Genomic DNA, 4254 nt, shown 5'->3' with positions numbered 1-4254 from the left:
CGGGGTGGCTGCGCAGCACCAGCAGCAGCATGTCGTCCACCCGGGCGCGGTCGCCGCCCAGCGCGGCCTGGAAGTACGGCAGGTCCAGGGCGCGGGCGCCGAGCCGGCGGTAGAAGCGCAGCCGGGCGGCCGGATCGCCGTGCGCCTCGTCGCCGCCGTGCGGGTGGGCCGGGTCGGCGATCTCGGTGAGGATCAGGCAGGGGTCGTAGGCGGCCTGCCAGGCGTCCAGGGCGGCGCGCAGCAGCGGGCCGCCGATCCCGCCCCCGCGCAGCCCGGGGCGCACCGCCAGCCAGGCCAGCAGCACCACCCGGGGCCCTGGTTCCCACTCGCCGATCGCGGTGCCCAGCAGTCGCCCGTCCGCGTCGGTGGTGACCCAGACCAGGGTCTGTCCGGCCGCCACCACCTGGCTGAGCTCTTCGAGGGTGGACAGCTCGTCGAGGCTGAACGAGGGGAGCAGCAGCTCCCGGTAGACCGCGTCCAAGGCCGGTCCCGGCTCGGTCAGTTGATGGATCTTCCAGTCCGCGCCCCGGCTCTCGCCGGGGACTTCGAGTGCTTCGGCCACCGGGTGAACCGCCTCTTCGTGCTGTCGGACCGTGCTGTCGCGCTCACGGTGGCAGACCGCGCCCGGGCCCGCAAGGTTCGGGTCGGGTCCGCGTGCTGTGCTGACCCAGTCTCAGTTTCTGCACAGCGAAGCAGGATTGGCGTCACTGCGACTATGTTTGACCGGGTCGTTCAGAACGCGCTCAGGCCAGAATCTACCTTGACTTCGTGCGGGGGATTTGTGTCCACCTTCGATCCACTCACGACTCTGCTCGGCTCCACCGCGCGTTATCTGAAGCGCCAACCCGCCCTGCTCTACGGGCTGGTGGGTGCGGTGGTGGTGGGCACGGCGGCCGAGGGCCTGGGCGCCTCGGGGCTGCTGGCGCTGGGGGCGGTGCTCCTGGTGGTGCTGCTGGCGCTGGGGGTGTGGTTCTGGCAGGGAGTGCGGCGCGGCTCGGACCCGCAGCCGCCGGACCCGGCCGGGCCTGGTGCGTTCTTCTCGGCCAAGGGTGCGCGCCGGGGCCGGGTCTCGGACGTGCGGGTGGTGAGCGAGGGCGACCGGGCCGAGGCGGTGCTGGAAGCGAGCCGGAACCTCACCGTCAGCGGCGTCGAGGTGCGCGCCGACGGCGGGCCGGCCGGCTTCTCGGCCGAGCGGGCGCGCGGCACCGCTTTCGAGGGGATCCGGATCGCCGCCCAGGGCGCCCGGCCCGCCGCGGCCGCACCCACCCTGCGCGAGCAGCGCGACCGGGTGCTGGCCGAGCTGCGTCGGCGCGGGCGGCTGCGGGTGGGGGTGCTGGCCGACAGCGGGTGCGGCAAGAGCCTGCTGCTGGCCGAGTTGACGGACGCCCTGAAGCAGCAGGGCTTCGCCACCGTCTTCGTCACCGCCCAGCGGCCCAGCTACGGCACCGCCGACGGGCAGCAACGGCTGGCCGAGCAGCGCGAGTCGGCCGACCTGATCGCCTGCCAGGCACTGGTGGCCGCGATGGCCGACGACCTGCGCGAGGTGCGCTCGGCGGCCGGCGATCCGCTGCACGAGCGGCTGCTGGCCACCCGCGAGGCCTGGTTGTCGAACGGCGGTCAGCACGTTCAGGCCACGCTCGACCTGACCGCGGCCCACCGGGTGTCGCTGACCAACACCACGGTCCAGGTCACCGCCGTGCCGGTGCCGAGCAGCCCGCAGCAGGAGAGGCTGCTGCGGATGCAGCAGCGGGTGCTGGACGAACTGGCCCCGATCGCCCGCCGCCGGCAACTGGCCGTCCTGGTGGACGACCTGCAGTTCGTCCTCGGCACCCCGGTGGGTGACTGGCTGATCGGGCTGCTGGACGGGCTCGGCGACGCGGTCGTGGTGCACGCGCGCCGCCCGGCGTCGGACGGGACGGCCGTGCCGCGCACCGACCTCGAGGTGCGCCTGGGCCTGATGGGGGAGCCGGAGGTGCTCGGCTTCACGGCCGACCGGCTGGCGGCGGCGGGCTGGGCGGCGCAACCGGCCCGGGCCTGCGCCGCGGCCGTCTACCAGGCCACCAAGGGCCACCCGCTCGGCGTGGCCACCTGCACCGAGATCGTCGCCGAGACGGTGCCCGTCGACGCCCCCGTGGCCACCGCCCGCCGCGCCTTCCTCGGCGGCGACCGGGTCTGGGAGGTCGCCAGCGGGGCCCGGGCCACCCGGGAGTACCTCCAGGAGCAGGCCGAGGTGCGCGCCGGGGTGGCGGTGCCCGAGCTGTTCGACCTGCTGCTGGTGATGCGGCGCTGCCCCGAACCGGCCTTCCTCGGCGTGCTGGCCGGGCTGGGCGTGGCGGAGCAGGCCGCCGGGCGGCTGCACGACTGGCTCTTCCGCAGCGACTTCACCACCAAGTTCGACGACGACCGGGAGCAGGGCTGGCGGCTGCACGACTACCTGCGGGAGAACCTCGGCAGCCAGTTGGCCGCCGACAGCCCGCGCACCTGGCGGCAGACCCACGCCCTGGTGGAGCGCCACTACCGCGGCGTGCTCAACTTCGACATCGAGATCGACACCGACTCCCCGCACGCGGCCGGCGCCCGGTTCGAGGACCCGGACTTCCAGCGCGATTCGCAGGAGTGGCTCTACCACGCGTCCAACCTGCGCGAGAAGGAGTTCGTCGGTGCCCGCCAGGCGATGATCCGGCTGTTCGTCGAGGCGTTCTGGTGGTGGGGCACCGAGATCGACTCGCTCTACTGCCAACAGCTCATCCACGCCTACCGGTTGGCGCTGCCGCCGGGGGCGGACGGGGAGTGGGTCGAGGTGCTGGACCAACTACGCACCGGCTACGTGGCCGGCCTGCTGAACCAGGTGCCGGGCCGGGACGCCGAGCGGTGGGCGCGGGCCGGCCAGGCGGCGACCAGGCTGCGCATGCTGCTGGGGATCGACCGGCGCACGGTGCTGCCGAGCGACCCGGACCTGCGCCGGATCCACCTGATCCTCAACACCCTGCAGGGCGACATCGCCTGGTTCGGCAGCAGCGGCACCGAGCGCGACCGGGCCAAGGCCGTCACCTGGTACCGGCTGACGGCCGACCTGGAGGTCGAGCGGGACGAACGGTGGATCCGGGCCTGGGCGGTGTGGCTGACCGCCGCGCTGGTCGGCGAGGTGCCCGCGCGCACGGGGGAGGCCCGCGCACTGCTGGAGCGGATCCGGCACGACCTCGACGAGGACAACGAGCTGCGGGTGCTCGTCGTCGGCAGCTACGCCGACCTGGCCTGGAGCGAGGCCGAGCGGGCGACGGGCGAGGAGCGGGCCCGCGGGTACGCGCTCGCGCTGGACCTGCACATCCGTCAGGTGCTGCTCGCCACCGTCTACCAGGTGGACCAGGAGGTACCGAACCAGCACCCCAACGAGTACAGCCGCTCGGTGCTCGAAACGGCGCTCGTGCAGGCCGGCGAGCGGTTCGAGCTGGCGGCCGGCCTGGGCATCGACGGGCTGGCCGAGCGGGCCGCCGCCCGCTCCCGGCTCTGCTTCGCCGCTTTCTGGCACTCCCTCGGCCAGGCCGGCCCGGGCTGGGGCTTCCCGCCGCCGCCCGCCCAGCAGGACCTGGTCCCCACCGAACGGCCCTACGCACAGGCGGTCCTGGCGCTGGTCGGCGCCACCGTCGAACTGCGCGAGCAGGAGCCGGACGAGCCGCTGAATCTGTGACGCTGCGTCAACTCGCTTGCACCAGCCGCTCCGGTCGCGCCGCAGCCCGAGGGGCGCCCGGATCAGCTGGGGGAGCCGAAGTCCTGGGTCCACCAGGGGCCGCCGGGGCCCTGGTGGATGCCGACGCCCAGTTCCTTGAAGGAGCAGTTGAGGATGTTGGCCCGGTGGCCGGGGCTGTTCATCCAGCTCTCCATCACCGAGCCCGGGTCGCCCTGGCCGCGGGCGATGTTCTCGCCCCAGGAGCTCCACTGGTAGCCGGCCGCCTCGATCCGCTGCTGCGGGCCAGCGCCGTCGGGGTTGGTGTGGTCGAAGAAGTTGCGGGCGGCCATGTCGTCGGACTGGTTCTGGGCCGCCTGCTGCAGCTTGGCGTTGGCCGTGACGGCCGAACAACCGTGCTGGGCCCGCTGCGAGTTGACCAGGTCGAGAACCTGCTGGGCCCACGGGGTGTCGCGCTTGGCGGGCGCGGGGCTGGAGTGCACGGGCGAGGGCGCGGCCGAGCTCGGCGCCGCGGTGGACGGCAGAGCGGCCGGCGGGACCGAGGGCAGCCCGCCGGCCACCGCGTCCAC

General features: G+C 74.0%; 3 protein-coding genes. 1 reads left to right on the top strand and 2 read right to left on the bottom strand.

From position 1 onward, the window contains the following. Nucleotides 1–562: GNAT family N-acetyltransferase (locus tag C7C46_RS32990; protein WP_110673591.1), on the bottom strand; the 562-nt coding region annotated here is incomplete at its 3' end. Nucleotides 563–781: 219 nt separating this feature from the next. Between C7C46_RS32990 and C7C46_RS32985 the strand changes: the two genes are divergently transcribed. Next, nucleotides 782–3688 carry a hypothetical protein gene (locus C7C46_RS32985; RefSeq protein WP_110673590.1) on the top strand — a complete coding sequence of 969 codons (2907 nt, stop codon included), beginning with the start codon at nucleotides 782–784 and terminating at the stop codon, nucleotides 3686–3688. Nucleotides 3689–3750: 62 nt separating this feature from the next. Here C7C46_RS32985 and C7C46_RS32980 read toward each other — a convergent pair. Beyond that, on the bottom strand, nucleotides 3751–4254 hold a 504-nt coding region (locus tag C7C46_RS32980; RefSeq protein WP_146259319.1), incomplete at its 5' end, for a CAP domain-containing protein.

Source organism: Streptomyces tateyamensis (assembly GCF_003205575.1).
Classification (GTDB): Bacteria; Actinomycetota; Actinomycetes; order Streptomycetales; family Streptomycetaceae; genus Kitasatospora; species Kitasatospora tateyamensis.
Note: the sequence above shows the minus strand (reverse complement) of the source record. Positions and strands in the feature narration are given on the sequence as shown.